The organism is Lutibacter oricola (assembly GCF_900106565.1).
In the GTDB taxonomy this organism is placed as follows: domain Bacteria; phylum Bacteroidota; class Bacteroidia; order Flavobacteriales; family Flavobacteriaceae; genus Lutibacter; species Lutibacter oricola.
This window is the reverse complement of sequence record NZ_FNNJ01000004.1, coordinates 126,958-143,242: the sequence shown is the minus strand read 5'-3', so window position 1 is coordinate 143,242 and position 16,285 is coordinate 126,958. Positions and strand designations below refer to the sequence as shown.

At 29.0% G+C, this 16,285-nt stretch carries 15 protein-coding genes; 7 read left to right on the top strand and 8 right to left on the bottom strand.

What is annotated here, in order from left to right; genetic code table 11:
* Window position 1: 1 nt before the first annotated feature.
* Genes BLU40_RS09885 through BLU40_RS09870 form a run of 4 tightly spaced genes read left to right on the top strand, consistent with a single transcriptional unit; the run spans window position 2 to window position 4,570 of the window.
* Window positions 2–1,090: an LptF/LptG family permease gene (locus BLU40_RS09885; RefSeq protein ID WP_090122918.1), complete on the top strand. Its 1,089-nt coding sequence runs from the start codon at window positions 2–4 to the stop codon at window positions 1,088–1,090.
* Entirely contained in the window at window positions 1,077–1,961 is an 885-nt protein-coding gene (locus tag BLU40_RS09880; protein ID WP_090122916.1) for a DMT family transporter, read from the top strand. Before BLU40_RS09885 ends, BLU40_RS09880 begins: the two co-directional genes overlap by 14 nt.
* 55 nt (window positions 1,962–2,016) lie before the next feature.
* Window positions 2,017–2,970: an acetyl-CoA carboxylase carboxyltransferase subunit alpha gene (locus tag BLU40_RS09875; protein ID WP_090122914.1), complete on the top strand. Its 954-nt coding sequence runs from the start codon at window positions 2,017–2,019 to the stop codon at window positions 2,968–2,970.
* 52 nt (window positions 2,971–3,022) lie between these two features.
* Complete coding sequence (locus BLU40_RS09870) at window positions 3,023–4,570, top strand: NAD(P)H-hydrate dehydratase (RefSeq protein ID WP_090122912.1); 1,548 nt, start codon at window positions 3,023–3,025, stop codon at window positions 4,568–4,570.
* 55 nt (window positions 4,571–4,625) lie between these two features.
* On the opposite strand, the gene BLU40_RS09865 is transcribed toward BLU40_RS09870, so the two are convergent.
* Both BLU40_RS09865 and BLU40_RS09860 read right to left on the bottom strand, forming a co-directional pair.
* Window positions 4,626–5,648: a TlpA family protein disulfide reductase gene (locus BLU40_RS09865; RefSeq protein WP_245729926.1), complete on the bottom strand. Its 1,023-nt coding sequence runs from the start codon at window positions 5,646–5,648 to the stop codon at window positions 4,626–4,628.
* Window positions 5,649–5,652: 4 nt separating this feature from the next.
* Window positions 5,653–7,026 carry a redoxin family protein gene (locus BLU40_RS09860; RefSeq protein WP_090122911.1) on the bottom strand — a complete coding sequence of 458 codons (1,374 nt, stop codon included), beginning with the start codon at window positions 7,024–7,026 and terminating at the stop codon, window positions 5,653–5,655.
* Between the two features lie 134 nt (window positions 7,027–7,160).
* On the opposite strand from BLU40_RS09860, the gene hutH reads away from it, so the two are divergent.
* Window positions 7,161–8,672, top strand: a complete 1,512-nt coding sequence (gene hutH / locus BLU40_RS09855; RefSeq protein ID WP_090122909.1) for a histidine ammonia-lyase — start codon at window positions 7,161–7,163, stop codon at window positions 8,670–8,672.
* Between the two features lie 33 nt (window positions 8,673–8,705).
* Here hutH and BLU40_RS09850 read toward each other — a convergent pair whose 3' ends face one another.
* Window positions 8,706–9,128 (bottom strand): S1 RNA-binding domain-containing protein, encoded by a 423-nt coding sequence (locus tag BLU40_RS09850; RefSeq protein WP_090122907.1) that lies wholly within the window; start codon window positions 9,126–9,128, stop codon window positions 8,706–8,708.
* A 3-nt stretch (window positions 9,129–9,131) separates the two neighbouring features.
* Entirely contained in the window at window positions 9,132–10,799 is a 1,668-nt protein-coding gene (gene menD, locus BLU40_RS09845) for a 2-succinyl-5-enolpyruvyl-6-hydroxy-3-cyclohexene-1-carboxylic-acid synthase (protein ID WP_090122905.1), read from the bottom strand.
* A 362-nt stretch (window positions 10,800–11,161) separates the two neighbouring features.
* Here menD and BLU40_RS09840 point away from each other — a divergent pair, with 362 nt between their 5' ends.
* Window positions 11,162–12,079, top strand: coding sequence for a helix-turn-helix domain-containing protein (locus BLU40_RS09840; RefSeq protein WP_139170940.1), 918 nt, complete (start codon window positions 11,162–11,164; stop codon window positions 12,077–12,079).
* Window positions 12,080–12,263: 184 nt separating this feature from the next.
* Here the strand turns inward: BLU40_RS09840 and BLU40_RS09835 are convergent, their stop codons facing one another.
* From BLU40_RS09835 to BLU40_RS09825, 3 genes are all read right to left on the bottom strand, one after another.
* Complete coding sequence (locus tag BLU40_RS09835; RefSeq protein ID WP_175454769.1) at window positions 12,264–13,331, bottom strand: chorismate-binding protein; 1,068 nt, start codon at window positions 13,329–13,331, stop codon at window positions 12,264–12,266.
* 5 nt (window positions 13,332–13,336) lie between these two features.
* The gene (locus tag BLU40_RS09830; RefSeq protein ID WP_175454768.1) at window positions 13,337–14,110 is read right to left on the bottom strand and encodes an alpha/beta fold hydrolase; all 774 of its coding nucleotides are present in this window, start codon (window positions 14,108–14,110) and stop codon (window positions 13,337–13,339) included.
* A gap of 86 nt (window positions 14,111–14,196) precedes the next feature.
* Window positions 14,197–14,616, bottom strand: coding sequence for a PaaI family thioesterase (locus BLU40_RS09825; RefSeq protein ID WP_090122898.1), 420 nt, complete (start codon window positions 14,614–14,616; stop codon window positions 14,197–14,199).
* A 70-nt stretch (window positions 14,617–14,686) separates the two neighbouring features.
* On the opposite strand from BLU40_RS09825, the gene BLU40_RS09820 reads away from it, so the two are divergent.
* Window positions 14,687–15,187, top strand: coding sequence for an IS1096 element passenger TnpR family protein (locus BLU40_RS09820; protein WP_090122896.1), 501 nt, complete (start codon window positions 14,687–14,689; stop codon window positions 15,185–15,187).
* Here the strand turns inward: BLU40_RS09820 and BLU40_RS09815 are convergent.
* Window positions 15,184–16,248: a hypothetical protein gene (locus BLU40_RS09815; protein ID WP_090122894.1), complete on the bottom strand. Its 1,065-nt coding sequence runs from the start codon at window positions 16,246–16,248 to the stop codon at window positions 15,184–15,186. The two genes, BLU40_RS09820 and BLU40_RS09815, sit on opposite strands and share 4 nt — an antisense overlap.
* Between the last annotated feature and the right edge of the window lie 37 nt (window positions 16,249–16,285).

Below are 16,285 nucleotides of genomic sequence, written 5' to 3'. Positions count from 1 at the left end.
CTTGAGAATACTAGATAAATACATATTAAAAAAGTACTTAAGTACATTTTTATTAATATTAGTTTTACTATTGCCTATTGCAATAGCAATTAATGTATCTGAGAAAATTGATAAATTTCTTAGACATAGCCACCTTAGTGTTGGCGAAATTATAGAAGATTACTATGTAAACTTTGTAATTATTTTTGGTAATACTTTTATGCCATTAGCTCTATTTATTGCTGTAATATTTTTTACATCTAAACTCGCTAGTAATACCGAGATAATTGCAATTCATTCAGCAAAAATTTCATTTACACGTTTTTTAAAACCTTACTTTATTGGAGCTACTATAGTTACTATTTTTGCTTTGGTAATGAACCATTTTGTGGTACCTAGAAGTAATAAAGTTTTTGATGAGTTTGAAAGAACTTATTTAAAAAAGAAAAAATTTAAAGATGATAACCTACGAAATGTAAACCTTCAATTGGGTGAAAATGATTACATTTTTTTTAAAAGTTATAGCGTAAAAAATAATATTGGCTACGATTTTTCTTACGAAAAATTCGATGGTAATAAACTTACACATAAACTAATGGCCAATAACATTAGATGGATAGAAAAAGACACTGTTTTTAAATTAACAAACATTAGAAAAAGAATTCTATTAAATAATAGAGATAGTATTGTAACCATAAGATCGCTAGATACATTATTTAATTTTACCCCTAAAGATTTAGTAAATGTAGATTATCTGGCTAAAGAAATGAATTCAATAGAGTTATCTCAATTTATTTCAAAATCTAGAGCTAGAGGTATTAGCAACCTAAATACTTATTTAGTAGAGCTATATAAACGAACAAGTTTACCAATTTCATCATACATTTTAACACTTATTGCAGTTGCACTCGCTTCGCGAAAAAAACGTGGTGGTATGGGAGTTAACCTAGCAATAGGTATTACACTAATGTTTGTATATGTTTTCTTTTTAAAAATTGCTGAAGTTTTAGGAGCAGGAGCAGAAACAAACGCCCTATTTATGGTATGGTTTCCTAACTTAGTTTTTGGTTCTTTAGCCATTTATTTATACCTAAAAAATGTCAACAGCTAAACTAAATAATTACCTTCATTTACACTTTATTGTATTTATTTGGGGGTTTACCGCGATACTTGGTGCTCTAATAAGTATCGATGCAATTCCTTTAGTATGGTATAGAATGTTGTTTGCAGTAATTTTTACTGTTGGTTATTTTTTAATAAAAAAGAAAAGCTTAAAAATACCACCCAAAGCAATTATAAAATTTGTTATTGGTGGTGTAATTATAGCCACCCATTGGGTTGCATTTTTCTCGGCTATTAAAGTCTCCAACGTTTCTGTTGCACTAGTTTCGTTAAGTACAGGAGCCTTATTCACCTCATTATTAGAACCTTTATTTTTTAAACGAAGAATAAACCCTTTAGAATTTATATTTGGTCTCATAGTAATTTCTGGGCTTTATTTAATTTTTAATGTTGAAGGAGAATATGCATTAGGAATTATATATGCATTAATCGCTGCATTTTTATCCGCTTTATTTTCTGTTTTAAATGGTTTATATGTTAAACAATATGATGCTGAAGCAATTTCATTATACCAATTATTATTTGGTGTATTATTTATTACTGTTTTTGTTTTTGCAACCACAGGTTTTAATGCAGAAGATTACACTTTAAACTTATCAGACTTTAGCTATATACTTATACTAAGTAGTATTTGTACTGCATACGCATTTATTGTATCTGTTAGAATTATGAAATATCTAACACCATATACTGTAATGCTTACCATAAACTTAGAACCAATTTATGCCATTATTTTAGCATTAATAATTTTTGGAGAAAAGGAACAAATGAGTTTCGAATTTTATATAGGAGCAGTAATTATTATATTAACAGTAATAGCCAATGGCATTATAAAAAATAAAAAAAAGCGAATAAATTAACTATCAAAACTATGTAAGTTATTATATTTGTAGCTACACCCAAACTTAAAAAAATATGGAGTATTTAGAATTTGAATTACCTATTAAAGAGTTAGAAGAACAATTGGACAAATGTGTGCTAATAGGTGAAGAAAGCGATGTAGATGTTAGCGACAGCTGCAAAAACATTGAAAAAAAATTGCAAAAAACAAAGAAAGATATATATAAAAACTTGACTGCTTGGCAACGTGTACAATTATCAAGACACCCTAGTAGACCTTACACATTAGATCATATCAACTTTTTAGCTGGTGAAACTTTTATGGAGCTGCACGGAGACAGAACTGTAAAAGATGACAAAGCTATGGTTGGAGGTTTAGGTAAAATTGGAGATCAATCATTTATGTTTATTGGTCAACAAAAAGGTTACAACACTAAAACTCGCCAATACAGAAACTTTGGAATGCCAAATCCAGAAGGATACAGAAAAGCACTTCGATTAATGAAAATGGCCGAAAAATTTGGAATTCCTGTAGTTACTTTATTAGATACTCCTGGAGCATACCCAGGTTTAGAAGCTGAAGAACGTGGACAAGGTGAAGCAATTGCTAGAAATATTCTTGAAATGAGTCGTTTAAAAACACCTGTTATAACAATTGTTATTGGTGAAGGTGCTTCTGGTGGAGCTGTTGGAATTGGTGTTGGAGACAAAGTTTTTATGATGGAAAACACTTGGTACACAGTAATTTCTCCTGAATCTTGCTCTTCTATTTTATGGAGAAGCTGGGAACACAAAGAAGAAGCTGCTGAAGCCTTAAAATTAACTGCTGAAGATATGAAAAAGCAAAAGTTAATTGACGGTATTATTAAAGAACCTCTTGGTGGTGCGCATTTCGATAGAGTTACGGCTTTTGAAGAAGTTAAAAAAACAATTCTAAGTGCTTACGAAGAATTGAAAGATTTACCTAAAGATGAACTTGTTCTAAAACGAATGGAAAAATATTCTCAGATGGGAGAATTTAAAGGATAAAAAAATAAAAAAAAACCACTCAAATTTGAGTGGTTTTTTTTATTTTTAAAATATGTATATATTAAATTCAAAACAAATTGCTAAAGCCGATAAGGCTACTATAAATACAAACGGAATTTCATCTGTAGACTTAATGGAAAACGCTGCAACACTATGCTTTCAGTGGCTTCATTCTCGCTTACAAGGTCAACAAATAAAAATACATGTTTTTTGCGGTATAGGTAACAATGGTGGTGATGGCTTAGTAATGGCAAGGCATTTACACCAACACGGCTACAATGTTAGTTGTTATGTTGTTAACTTTAGTGATAAACGTACAAACGAATTCTTAACTAATTATAACCGATTAAAAGAAATTGGCGAATGGCCAGAAGTTATTAGTCACGAAAATGAATTTCCTGAAGTTAAATTTGAAGACATTGTTATCGATGCTATTTTTGGTAATGGCCTTTCTCGTAAACCTGCAGGTTTTTCAAAAAAATTAATTCAATATATAAATAGTACTAAAGTATTTACCTTAGCTATAGATATACCTTCTGGTATGTATAGTGATAAATCTAATACAGATAGTTCTACTATTTTAAATGCTGGGCATACACTTACATTTCAATGTCCTAAACTTGCCTTCTTTTTACCTGAAAACAAAGAAGCCATTAACACTTGGGAAGTAATTGATATTGGCTTAGATCAAAATTTTATAGAAACCTTAAAACCTGCGTCTCATTTTATTGGGAAAAACGAAATAAAACCATTATATAAACCACGTGATAAATGGTCGCATAAAGGAACTTTTGGTCATTCATTAATTATTGGTGGTAGCTTTGGAAAAATTGGAGCGGTTACTTTAGCTTCAAAAGCAGCTTTAAAAATTGGTAGTGGTTTAGTTACTGCTTACACGCCTAAATGTGGATATAACATTTTGCAAATAGCAATTCCGGAAGCTATGGTAGAAGTTGATGATGATAACGCTTTAAAATATTTCAACTTTAAAACAAAACCAACAGTTATTGGAATTGGTCCAGGAATGGGAACTTCAGAAAAAACAAAATTAGGTTTTGAAAAATTTATTTCAGAAAACAAAACACCTCTTGTTATAGATGCGGACGCTATTAATTTATTAGCTCTAAACCCTAATTTAGCTACTCATTTACCAAAAAACTCTATATTAACACCGCATCCAAAAGAATTAGAGCGCTTAATTGGAACTTGGAAAAATGATACTGATAAAATAAAACGTGCTCAAAAATACTCTAAAGAAAACAATGTAATAATTGTTATTAAAGATGCACATACCATTGTGGTAAATGGTAATGAACTATTTGTAAATTCTACAGGAAACCAAGCTTTAGCAACTGCTGGTAGCGGAGATGTTTTAACGGGTATTATTACTGGTTTAATAGCGCAAGGTTATGAAAATTTAATAGCTGCTATTTATGGAGTTTATTTACATGGTAAAACAGCTGATATTGCTAGTCAAGAAATTGGCTTTGAAGCTTTCACAGCGTCTACCATTTTAGATTATTTACCTGATGCTATTTTAGACTTGTTTAAACAAGAACAACAGCAACCACAACAAACCGAAGAAGAACCTGAAAATTAAACATAAAAAAAAGCCTGAAGATAACTTCAGGCTTTTTTATTACTCTCTATATTTTTTAAATACCCAACTCTAAAAGTTGTTCCTTTAATTTTGGATTTGAAGGTCTGTTTGCATTTGAATCTACAATATTTCCTTTATCATCAATTAAAATAAACCTTGGAATACTGTTAACACCGTAGGCTCTAATAAAATCTGAACTAAAATCTTTATCGGCATATAATTGAATACCACCTAATTGTTCTTTAGCTACCATTTTTTTCCAAGCATCGTGGCTACCTCTTTTTCCATCTACGTTATCTACAGAAATACTAACAAATTCAATGTTTTTACCGTGTAATTCTTCTTCTAACTTTTTTAATGAAGGAATTTCTCTAATACAAGGTCCACACCAAGTTGCCCATACATCTATATAAACAAATTTACCTCTAAGATCTTTTAAAGATGTTTTACCTCCTTTAAAGTTTTCGTAATTAACAAACTCTGGAGATACTTTTCCTGGAGAAAACTTAATTAAATTATCGTGTTCTCTTTTATAACTACTTTCAACAAAATTAAAAAATTGCTTGTTATTATTTTCAACCATAGTTAAAACTAAAGAGTCTACACCTACTTTACTATAAGCATTTAATAACTCTTTAGATTCTTTAACTTTTGCAGCATAAGCAGCTTCGTCTAATTTAAAATACTCTTTTGGGTTCCCATTATCACCTGCAAAAAAGGCTATTAAATTTGAAAAATAACTGTTAGACTCCTTACCTTCTCCACTATAAGTAAAACCTTTTTCAAAAGTTTCCTCTTTTTGGTTTAATGTAATATTGTAACCATTTTTTAAAAATAATGAAGTACGCTCACCATTTGCAGTAGACATTAAATAAAAATCTGCCTTTACTTTTAACGTATCAGAAAAGTTTCCGTTTTCGTCTACAGCAATAGTTTTTGTGTATTCTCTTCCTTTTATAGTTACTTCTTTAGCGTCTGTTTTTAAAGTTCCAGATACTTTTGCGTAATCAGTTAATTTTTCTTCACAAGCAACAAATAAAGTTGCTACTGCTATTACTAATATTGATATTTTTCTCATTAATTTATATATTTAAACTGTTAATATCGTCAACCAATTTTGGATCTGACGGACGTTTTGCATTTGCATTTATAATATTTCCTTCTGTATCAATTAAAATAAAACGAGGAATTCCTTTTATTAAATATCCTTTTACAAATTCTGAACTCCAGTCTTTGTCGGCAAATAATTGAACACCTTTCATTTCTTTTTCTTTAATCATTTTTTTCCAAACATCGTGATCTTTAGCTTTATCAACTGAAATACTCACAAACTCAATATTTTTACCGTGATATTTTTTCTCTAACTCTTTTAATGCAGGAATTTCACGTTTACAAGGTCCGCACCAAGTTGCCCAAACATCTACATATACATATTTGCCTTTAAAATCTTCTAAAGAACTTGTTCCTCCGTTATAATTCTCGTAACCCACAAAATTTGGAGAAGGCTGACCTTTAGCCACTGTTTTTAACTTATTGTAACTTTTAGTAATTTCTTCTTTTTGCTTTTTGTTTGAAGAGTTATCCATAAAAAACTTATAATAGTCTTCTAAATTTTCAGTATAAGTAATTCCATACTTAGCATCATCAAACAATAACTGATTTTTTATTACTGGGTTTGTAGCTTTGCTAACCGCCTTTAAAAAAGCTAAATCTTCACCTAAATCATCCTTTACTAATTTTTCAGATTCTATTCTGTAATGTCTATTTACAATATCCTTATAACTTTGCGAAAATTTAAAATCTTCTTCATTATTAAAGTCAGTAACCTGCTCAACATCTGCTAAAAAATCTTTAGAAACTTTAAATCCTTTTTTCTTTGCATAATGCTCGTGGTAACGTTCATAAATATTTAATTTAGATATATAATCATAATTAATACTATTAAGTTCTTTTGCTTTAAATGCTTCTGAAATTCCAGTAGCTTTATTTAAAACACTTTCTACAGAATTTTTAATTTCTAAACGAGTAGCTTTATAGGCATTCTCATCTTTAGTGTAAATTTCGGTTCCTTTACCAACCAATTCTTTTATTTTTTTGTTTTTAGCTAATAAATAGTTCGAAGTTTCTGATCCTACTCCACTAACAACAAGAGTACTATCCATATTTTTTACATCAAAACTTACTTCAATATTATTTTTGTTTTCAATAAACAACTCTAAACCATTTCTACCTTGAGACAAAATATATACATTTGGCTCAACTCTTAAAGTATCTTTAAAAGTACCGTCTTTGTTTACATTTATTACTTGTTTAAAAGATCTATCCTTACTAGTAACAGTTAAATTATCACCTGTTTTGTTTGTAATTTTACCAGATACAATTGCATAATCTACAGGAACCTCTTTTTTACAAGAAACAACTGTGATTAAAGCAATAAGAAATGCTATTTTTTTCATTTTTTTAATTGAATTGTTTAATAAGTTTCCAAAGATATAATTAAAAAATCAATTGAATATTAATACTGTAACTTTAATATAATATTTGCATATGTGGTTTTGAATTTCCAACTTTGATATACCAATTTACACCTATGACAAATTTTCATTACATAACTTCGGATCCTTTAGATTTTGAAACGTTAAGAACGATAATTCACTTAAATATACCTTTAAAATTATCTAATGAAGCTATTGATAATATAATTAAATGTAGATTATTTTTAGATGAAAAAATAAAATCAAACTCAAAACCTTTGTACGGTATTAATACCGGTTTTGGATCGTTATGTAACGTTAAAATAGACAATAAAAACTTACGTAAACTTCAAGAAAATTTGGTAATGAGCCACGCTTGTGGTACTGGAGAAGAAGTTCCTAAAGATATTGTTAAACTAATGCTGTTTTTAAAAATACAATCTTTAAGCTACGGACACTCTGGTGTGCAAGTAGAAACTGTTGAAAGGCTTATTGAATTTTATAATAACGATATTTTACCAATTGTATACACACAAGGTTCTTTAGGCGCATCTGGAGATTTAGCTCCTTTAGCACACTTATCTCTGCCACTTTTTGGTGAAGGTAAAGTTAGCTATAAAGGAAAAATAATTTCAGGAAGATCTTTACTAAGAAGGTTCGAATGGAAAAAAATTAAACTTAAATCTAAAGAAGGTTTAGCGCTTTTAAATGGTACTCAGTTTATGAGCGCTTATGGTGTTCATTTAATATTAAAATCATACCAACTATCTTATCTTGCTGATATGATTGGAACTTTATCATTAGAAGCTTTTGATGGTAGAATTTCGCCATTTAATCATTTAATACATAAAATTAGACCGCATAACGGCCAAATTAAAACTGCCAAACGTATTCAAGAGTTTTTAGAGGATAGCGAACTAATTTCACAACCAAAAGAACATGTTCAAGATCCATATTCGTTTAGATGTATGCCGCAGGTTCACGGCGCTAGTAAAGATGCTCTAACTTATTGCAAGCAAGTTTTTATGACTGAAATTAATTCAGTAACTGATAATCCAAATATTTTTGTTGATGAAAATGAAATTATTTCTGGTGGAAACTTTCACGGTCAACCACTTGCATTATCGCTAGATTTTTTAAGCATAGCAATGGCTGAGATTGGTAATATTTCTGAAAGACGAATATTTCAATTAGTTTCTGGTTTACGTGGTTTACCTCCATTTTTAGTTAAAAACCCTGGTTTAAATAGTGGTTTTATGATACCACAATATACAGCAGCAAGTATTGTAAATCAAAACAAACAGTTAGCCAACCCAACTTCTACAGATTCTATTGTATCGAGCAACGGACAAGAAGACCACGTTAGTATGGGGGCAAATGGAGCTACAAAAGCAAAACGAATTGTAGATAATATTGAAACTATTTTAGCTATTGAACTTTTAAATGCTTCGCAAGCTTTACATTTTAGAGTGCCTACTAAAACTTCACCTTTTTTAGAGTCGGTTTTAGAATCGTACAGAAAAGAAATTCCTTTTATAGAAAACGATAAAATTTTAAGTACTGAAATTGAAAAATCTAAACAGTTTATTAAAACGCTAGAAATAGAAAACGAAGAATTATTTAGATAAAAAAAGGCAGGATTTAAATCCTGCCTTTTTTCTTTATTGTTGACCTCCTAATGTTATTCCTTCATTAGTAATTGTAATTAATTTTTGACGATACAAACCTCCAATAGCACTTTTAAAAGCTTTTTTACTCATTCCTAATTGATATTTAATATCGTCAGGATTACTTTTATCATGCAAAGCTAATTCACCATTATTATTTCTTAAAGCATTTAAAATTGTAATTTCATTTTTTACAATAGTATGTTTAAAACCAATAGCTTGAAGACTTACATCAATTTTCTCGTCATCACGAATTTTTTTAATATAACCAACTAATTTTTGCCCTTCTTCTATTTTTTGATATAATTCATTTAGATATAAAATTCCTTCAAACTCTTCATCTATTAAAACTGTAAAGCCTAATGCTGTTTGTCTAACAACAATTAAATCTACTTTATCACCTACTTTTAAATCCATTTTTTATTCTTTTAAATTGTTGAAATATTTTTTTAATATTTTATCATTCTCTTCTCTTGGGGTAAATATTTCTAAAAGTTTTGGTGAAGCCGATTCTTCGAAAAAGTTTTGTAATACTTGTTCTACTTCACTTAAACTATTAGCACACTTATATTCTAATTTGTACATTTTACACAAATGTTCTGCAGTTAAATTATGTGGTGTTTCAAAATAATCTAACGCATTTGTTTTTTGCGGTCCTGGTAAAAATCTAAAAATACCACCTCCATTATTATTAATTAAAATAATTCTAAAGTTTGCAGGTATGTAATTATTCCACAAAGCGTTACTATCATAAAAAAAACTAATATCACCTGTTACAAACACCGTGTTTTCCTGCACAACAGTTGCTGCTCCAATGGCAGTACTTGTACTACCATCAATTCCGCTTGTACCTCTATTACAAAATATTTTTACTGTTTTATTAATATCAAACAGTTGAGAATATCTAATTACAGAACTATTACTTAATTGTAGTTTAGAATTTTTAGGAATTACTTTTAATAAGGTGTCAAATACTTTTAAATCTGAATACTCACACTCCTCCACAAACTCCTTATGTTTTTTTAATCTACTTTCTTTTTTAGTTAACCAAAATTCTTGAAAATTACTTTCAGTTGGTTTTGTTAAAAAGAAAAACTGACTAAAAAATAACTCTGCCGAAATTTTAAAATGATGATTTAAGCTAAAAAAGGTATCAAAAGCTCTTTTACCATCTACATGCCAATGCATTTTTGGTTGAAACTTACGTAAATGTTGTTTTATTTTTTTTGAAACAATTAAACCTCCTAAACTTAATAAAATATCAGGTTTAAAAAGCTCTAATTCATTATCTTCTAAAGGAAAAATTAATTTATCTATGCTATTAATAAACCTTGAATGCGAAACATTTGCTGTGTTTTCTATTAATACTAATACCGAAGGATCTTTGGTTAAATGCGTTAATTGTATTTGCAATAACTCACTTGGATAATGTTCCCCAACCAATACAATTTTCTTTTTTGAAGTATTCCAAATAGTTGCATACTCTTGCAACTCATCTACATCTAACGGAATTTCTTCAAAACTAGAATCTACCGGTTCTAAAACCATCAATTCTGAAGTAGTTTCATACAAAGGCTCATCAAAAGGAGCATTAATATGTACTGGACCTTTATTTATTATTGAAGTTTCAATAGTTTCGTGTAACATTTCAGCAATAGAATTATCTACATTTAATTCTTCTACTAAACTTAACGAACTTAAAATATGATTTTCAAAAACATTTTCTTGTCTAATTGTTTGTCCATCTCCAATATCTATTAAATGCTGTGGCCTATCTGCAGAAATTACTACCAACGGAATATTACTATAATATGCCTCTGCAACTGCAGGATAATAATTTAACAATGCAGAACCTGATGTACAAACAATTGCAACAGGTTGCTGTAATTGTTGCGCCATACCTAAAGCAAAAAAAGCTGCCGAACGTTCGTCCACAACACTATACGCCTTAATACTTGGATGATTAGAAAAACCAATTGTTAAAGGTGCATTTCTAGACCCAGGAGATACTACTACATGTTCTATTTTATGAGCTGCACAACTAGCTATAATTAATTGTGCTAACTTGTTTTTTGGGTACTGTGGCATTTAATAACTTTATAATACCTGCAAATGTACAAACATTAAAAATGTTAATGTCTTTTTTTTATTTCAAAAAACAACTTTAACTTGATTTTTATCATTTAATAATTCAACAGATTAAAGTAATTTTATATTGACTAACTATAATCTAAATTGCCTTGATAAAAATAATTGCTTTATTGTCTACACTTTTTATTAATTTTTATGCCAGTATTATACTACTTGGTACTGCAAATAAAAATTTTAAAAACAGGTACTATTTAAGTTTGTTTTTTTTTAACAGCTTTGTACTTTTTTTTGGTCATTTTTTAACTTTCACTAGAAATTGGGAAATTTTTAAATTCTTTGATTTTCTATTTCTGGTTTCAATGCTCGCTTTTTACCCTTTATATTACCTATACCTTTATAGTGCTTTTAACTTTACATTTTTTAAATACAAATGGATTTATCACTTCACTCCAGCCATTGTTACTGGTGTGCTTATGCTTATTTTTACAAGTATTTCTAGTTGGGAAGAATACCATACATATATGAATAGTTCCCTATACGAAACCAAATTAACTACTACTAATACCAAAATACTAACCTCACTATATAAAGGTAGTCGTGCATTTTTTATAATTCAAATACTTTTATACAATTTCTTAGCAATTCGCTTTATTTTAAAAGCTAAGAAAGATATGAGCAATTTGTTTTCTAATTTAGATAAATATCAGACTCGTTATTTTTATATTACAAACATTTCGTTTATTTCATTAATGTCACTTCCAAGTATTTACGTGGCATATGTTGGGAGAATTCCTTTTAGTTCTAACGATCATCTAATACTTCTTTTCTGCACGTTATTTACAACACTATATGTAATTTTAGCAACAATAGGTATCAACCAAATACCTGCAAAAGTTAATATTTCAGAAAAAATATTAGATGACAGTAATTTACACGACAAAGAGTTAGAAATTATAAAACAAAAGCTTATTAACTATTTTCAAAATGAAAAACCTTGGTTAATTCCACAATTAAACATTTGGGATGTTGCTAAAAATATAGGTACCAATAGATCTTATATTTCAAAAACTATTAACGAAAAAATTGGTTGTAATTTTAATCAATTTGTTAATAGCTACAGAATTAACGAAGCAAAATTAATAATTAACAAATCGCCAAACTTATCAATTTCTGAAATTAGTGAACAGGTTGGTTTCGGTTCTGTAAATTCATTTATTAGAATTTTTAAATCTTTTGAAAACGCAACTCCTACAGAATACAAAAAGTCAAAAACATAATTTTTTACGATTTAAAACATCGTTTTTACGATATACAACTTAAAAAAGTAGGGCTATTTATACTTTTACACCAAGAGCTAAAACTAAGTCCATTGTTTTGAGTTGGGAATTAATTGCAAAAAGAAAAACCATACGTTACCCACAAGACGTATAATTATTTTAAAACTATTGGGCTTAGTTTTTCCTATAAAACTTTTTTCATTATCTCGGCTTTAGAAACCGTTTCATTCCATTCTAATTTAGCAATACTACTTTTTGTAATACCACCGCCTATATATATAGAAATTGTAGAATTATCTATTTGCATGCAACGTAAATTCACATAAAAATTGGTAGAATTTTCTATATTCAACTCACCTAAAAATCCTGTATAATAAGTTCTATTATAACCTTCGTTTTTAATTATAAAATCTTTTGCTTTTTGCTTTGGAAGTCCACAAACAGCGGGTGTTGGGTGCAGTTTTAAGGCTAGCTTCTCTATTAAATCATTAGATGTTACTTTAGCCAAAATATCGGTTCTTAAATGTAATAAACTACCTGCTTTTACAGTATAAGGCCCTTTTATTTTTACTTCTTTAAAAATTGGGCTAACAGAATCAATAATAAAATCTGTTACATATCGCTGCTCTTCTTTTTCCTTTTCTTTCCAATTAACTTTTACGGTATCTACATAAACCTGTGTACCTGCTAAAGACATGGTTTTAAACTCTCCATTTTCTATATTTAAAAAGCGCTCTGGCGATGCTCCCATCCACAAACCAACTTTTGGATGATGCCAACAATAAACAAATGCATTTTTATAATTATTAAGCATTTTTTTAAAAGTAGCAATTACTTCAAAATTAGATTTGCTAACTATTTCTTTTCTAGACACCACTACTTTTTCAGCACTTGTAGTATTTATAAAATTTACGGCATCAGAAACTAAATTATTATACTCTTTTTCGTTTTTTGAAGATGAAATAATTTCGATTACCTCCTTTTGCTTATTGTTGTTAATTTCTTCAAAATTAAAAGTTGTTGTTAACTTTTCGCATTCACTTTCTGGAAATATTAATTGTTTTTCTGAACTTGAAAAAGGTGCAAATACAAATCCCTTTTGATGATAATTTTCTAACTCAAACAACTCTAAAGAGTTTTGTTTGTATAAAGTTAAACCATTCTTATTAGGCTTGTTAAAAACTACAAAAGGCTTTTTAGCTATTAAAGCTTGCTCTATTTCATTAAAAAAGTTAACTAACTGTTGTTGCAATGTATTTAATTTAATTGTTGAAGTAACTGTTTTTTTATTTCATTAAAATTAGACCAAACTAATCCGTGGCCTGCATTGTTCAAAGTTACTAATTCAAACTGTTGTTTTGGAAATTTTTGTTCTAAATAAATAGAGTTTCCAAAAGGAACAATCCAATCTTTATTTCCGTGAATACTAATAATATTTGAAGGGGTGTCTGCCCAATTATTTTCAAACTTCAGTAAATCTGCTTTATGTCCTAATTTTTCTTTTGAAGCAGCTTTCCAAACTTCTGGCATTACCCAACGCGTAGCTTTCCACTTATAAAAATTTAAACCCCACGGCATAGGTTCTACTTTAGAATAAACTGCTGGCGCTAATAACATTATTTTTTTATAATCTTTTTTTGAAGCCAAAGCTATTGGACCTCCGTACGAATACCCTACTAGAATTGTGTTTTTAGGGTTTAAATCTTTTATCAAATTTTCTAACAATTCAACTTCAAATTGAATCGATGCTTGTACGTTACCAGTTTGATAAATACCATAACCTACCCTATCGTACGCTATTAAATTAGCCTTCTTATTTAATTCTTCATCAATTAAATAAGATTTAAAATCCATTGCCGATCCAATTGAACCATGTACAAAAACTAACGTAGTTAAAGTTGTATCAACTTCAATTTTAGTTTTTAAAACTCTATAATTAAAATTATTAAACGTTGCTTTTTCTATTAAAACAGTGGCTTCACCTTCAGAAAAAGTTTTACTAATTTCTTTTGAACTTTTAGGAGTAGACATTCTATAAAAAAGAACTATCAAAACCATAAAACCAAGCAAAAGTAATACACCTATAATTTTGGCTATTTTTTTTATTTTAGCCACTATTATTTATTATTTGCTAAAATATAGTTTGTTATTTTACATAACGAAATAACTCTATCTCTTTCATCAACTATTTTAATTTCAACTAAGTGGATTGTTCTTCCTTTATGAATTATGGTAGCTGTTGCAGTTACCAACCCGCTTTTTACGCTTCGTAAATGGTTTGCAGAAAACTCAATACCTCTAACAGAAAATTTTTCTCTGTCTATTGCCATAATTGAAGCTGGACTACCTACACTTTCTGCCAAAGCCATAGTTGCACCTCCATTTAAAATACCATCTGGCTGATGCACTCTCGAATTTACAGGCATTGTAGCCACTAAAAAACCTTCTCCAAAATCAGTATATTTTATATCTAAAGTTTCGTTTAATGTGTTTTCACACATTTTATTTAGCATATCTAAAGTTGCTTTTTTATCCATAATATTTAAAAGTTAGGTGGTAAAAATAAGAATTAAAAATAGTAACTTTGCAAAAGTTTAAAAAACAATTATGGCTTACAAAATTAGAGCAATTTTAGATGTTGCAGAAGATGTATTTAGAGATATTGAAGTTAATGAAACTTTAAATTTAGAAGAATTGCACTTTACAATTGCTAAATCTTTTGGGTTTAAAGGACAAGAAATGGCTGCCTTTTATAGAACTGATGATGATTGGGAACAAGGTGAAGAAATTCCTTTATTTGATATGTCTGAAGATGGTTCAGCACCTTGTATGCAAAATTGTATAATTAAAGATACGCTTAGATTTGAAGGTGATAAATTAATTTATGTGTACGACTTTTTTAGTATGTGGACGTTTTTTATTGAATTAACCGAAACAGCTAATACTACGGAAAACGAATTACCATACATTGCACTTTCTTTTGGAAATGTACCAGATGAAGCTCCTGAAAAAGAGTTTAAAGCAGATGAAATTGACGATGAATTTGATGCTTTTAACGATTCAGAAAGTTTAGAAAATATAGACGATATAGATTTTGATAATTACTAGTGAATAATATACGTATTCACGTTTTCGTAATTTCTGGTAACAAATTCAAAAGCAACACTTAAAATTTCACCCATATTTTTACACTTTTTAAAGTTTTTATCTTTTGTGTAATTTACAAGGTCTTTTTTAAGTTCTTCAATATTTTTTTCTGTAGAAATATTATCTTTTACCATACATTCTAACAATCGTTTAACTCGCTTTCTCGAGCCTTTAAGCCTACGAGCAATTGCAGAACGTTCTTCTTTTCTGTATTGCTCTACAGAAGCATCTTGCAAATTATCTTGTACCATTTTTACAAACGGATAGTTTTCTTTAAAAAACTGTGGAAAATAAACTTTTAAATTTCCTTCAAAACTTTGTTGATCAAAATCCATTGCACGTATCCTGTATTCTACCTGATCAAAATCGTACGAAGCAACAATAACGTAATTGTAGGCACGCATATCACCTAGCAAACGAATCATACAACGCTCGTTAAATTTTACAAACTCTTTAGATAACCTTTTTAAACCGCTTTTAGAAACTTGATCAAAGTTTTCACTCATAAATTGATCTCCTGGAATACCCAAAACGTGCTCTTCAATAAGTGTATCTTTATAAATTAAAAAGTTTATGTTATTTGGCGATAAAATATGTTCCCATTCTAAACCGTACACACGAGATGCATCGGCCTTTTTTACATATAAATAGGTGTGGTTATCGTTTAAAACATTTCTAATTTTTATACGAAAAGGTTTAGAGTTTCCAAACGTACAATAATCTATGGCATCAATATTTAAAAATGATAATGAGTCTTCTCCTCCATCACCATGCAAAATCATATACATTCGTTTTAAACTAATATCAATTTCATCACGTTCGTGCTCAGGATAATAAACTCTTATCCATAAAGTATCATCTCCATTTTTATCATACACCTCTATTGCACCTGCAAAACGTAATAAATCATCATAAAAAACAGGAATTTTTATACTTCTATTATAATCAGATAAATATTTATATAATAATTTATTAACTGGAAATGCCGGTTTTTTTTGTGATATTAATTTCTGTTCCTCCATCAATCGTATTATTTTAAAAAATCAAATTTACTATATT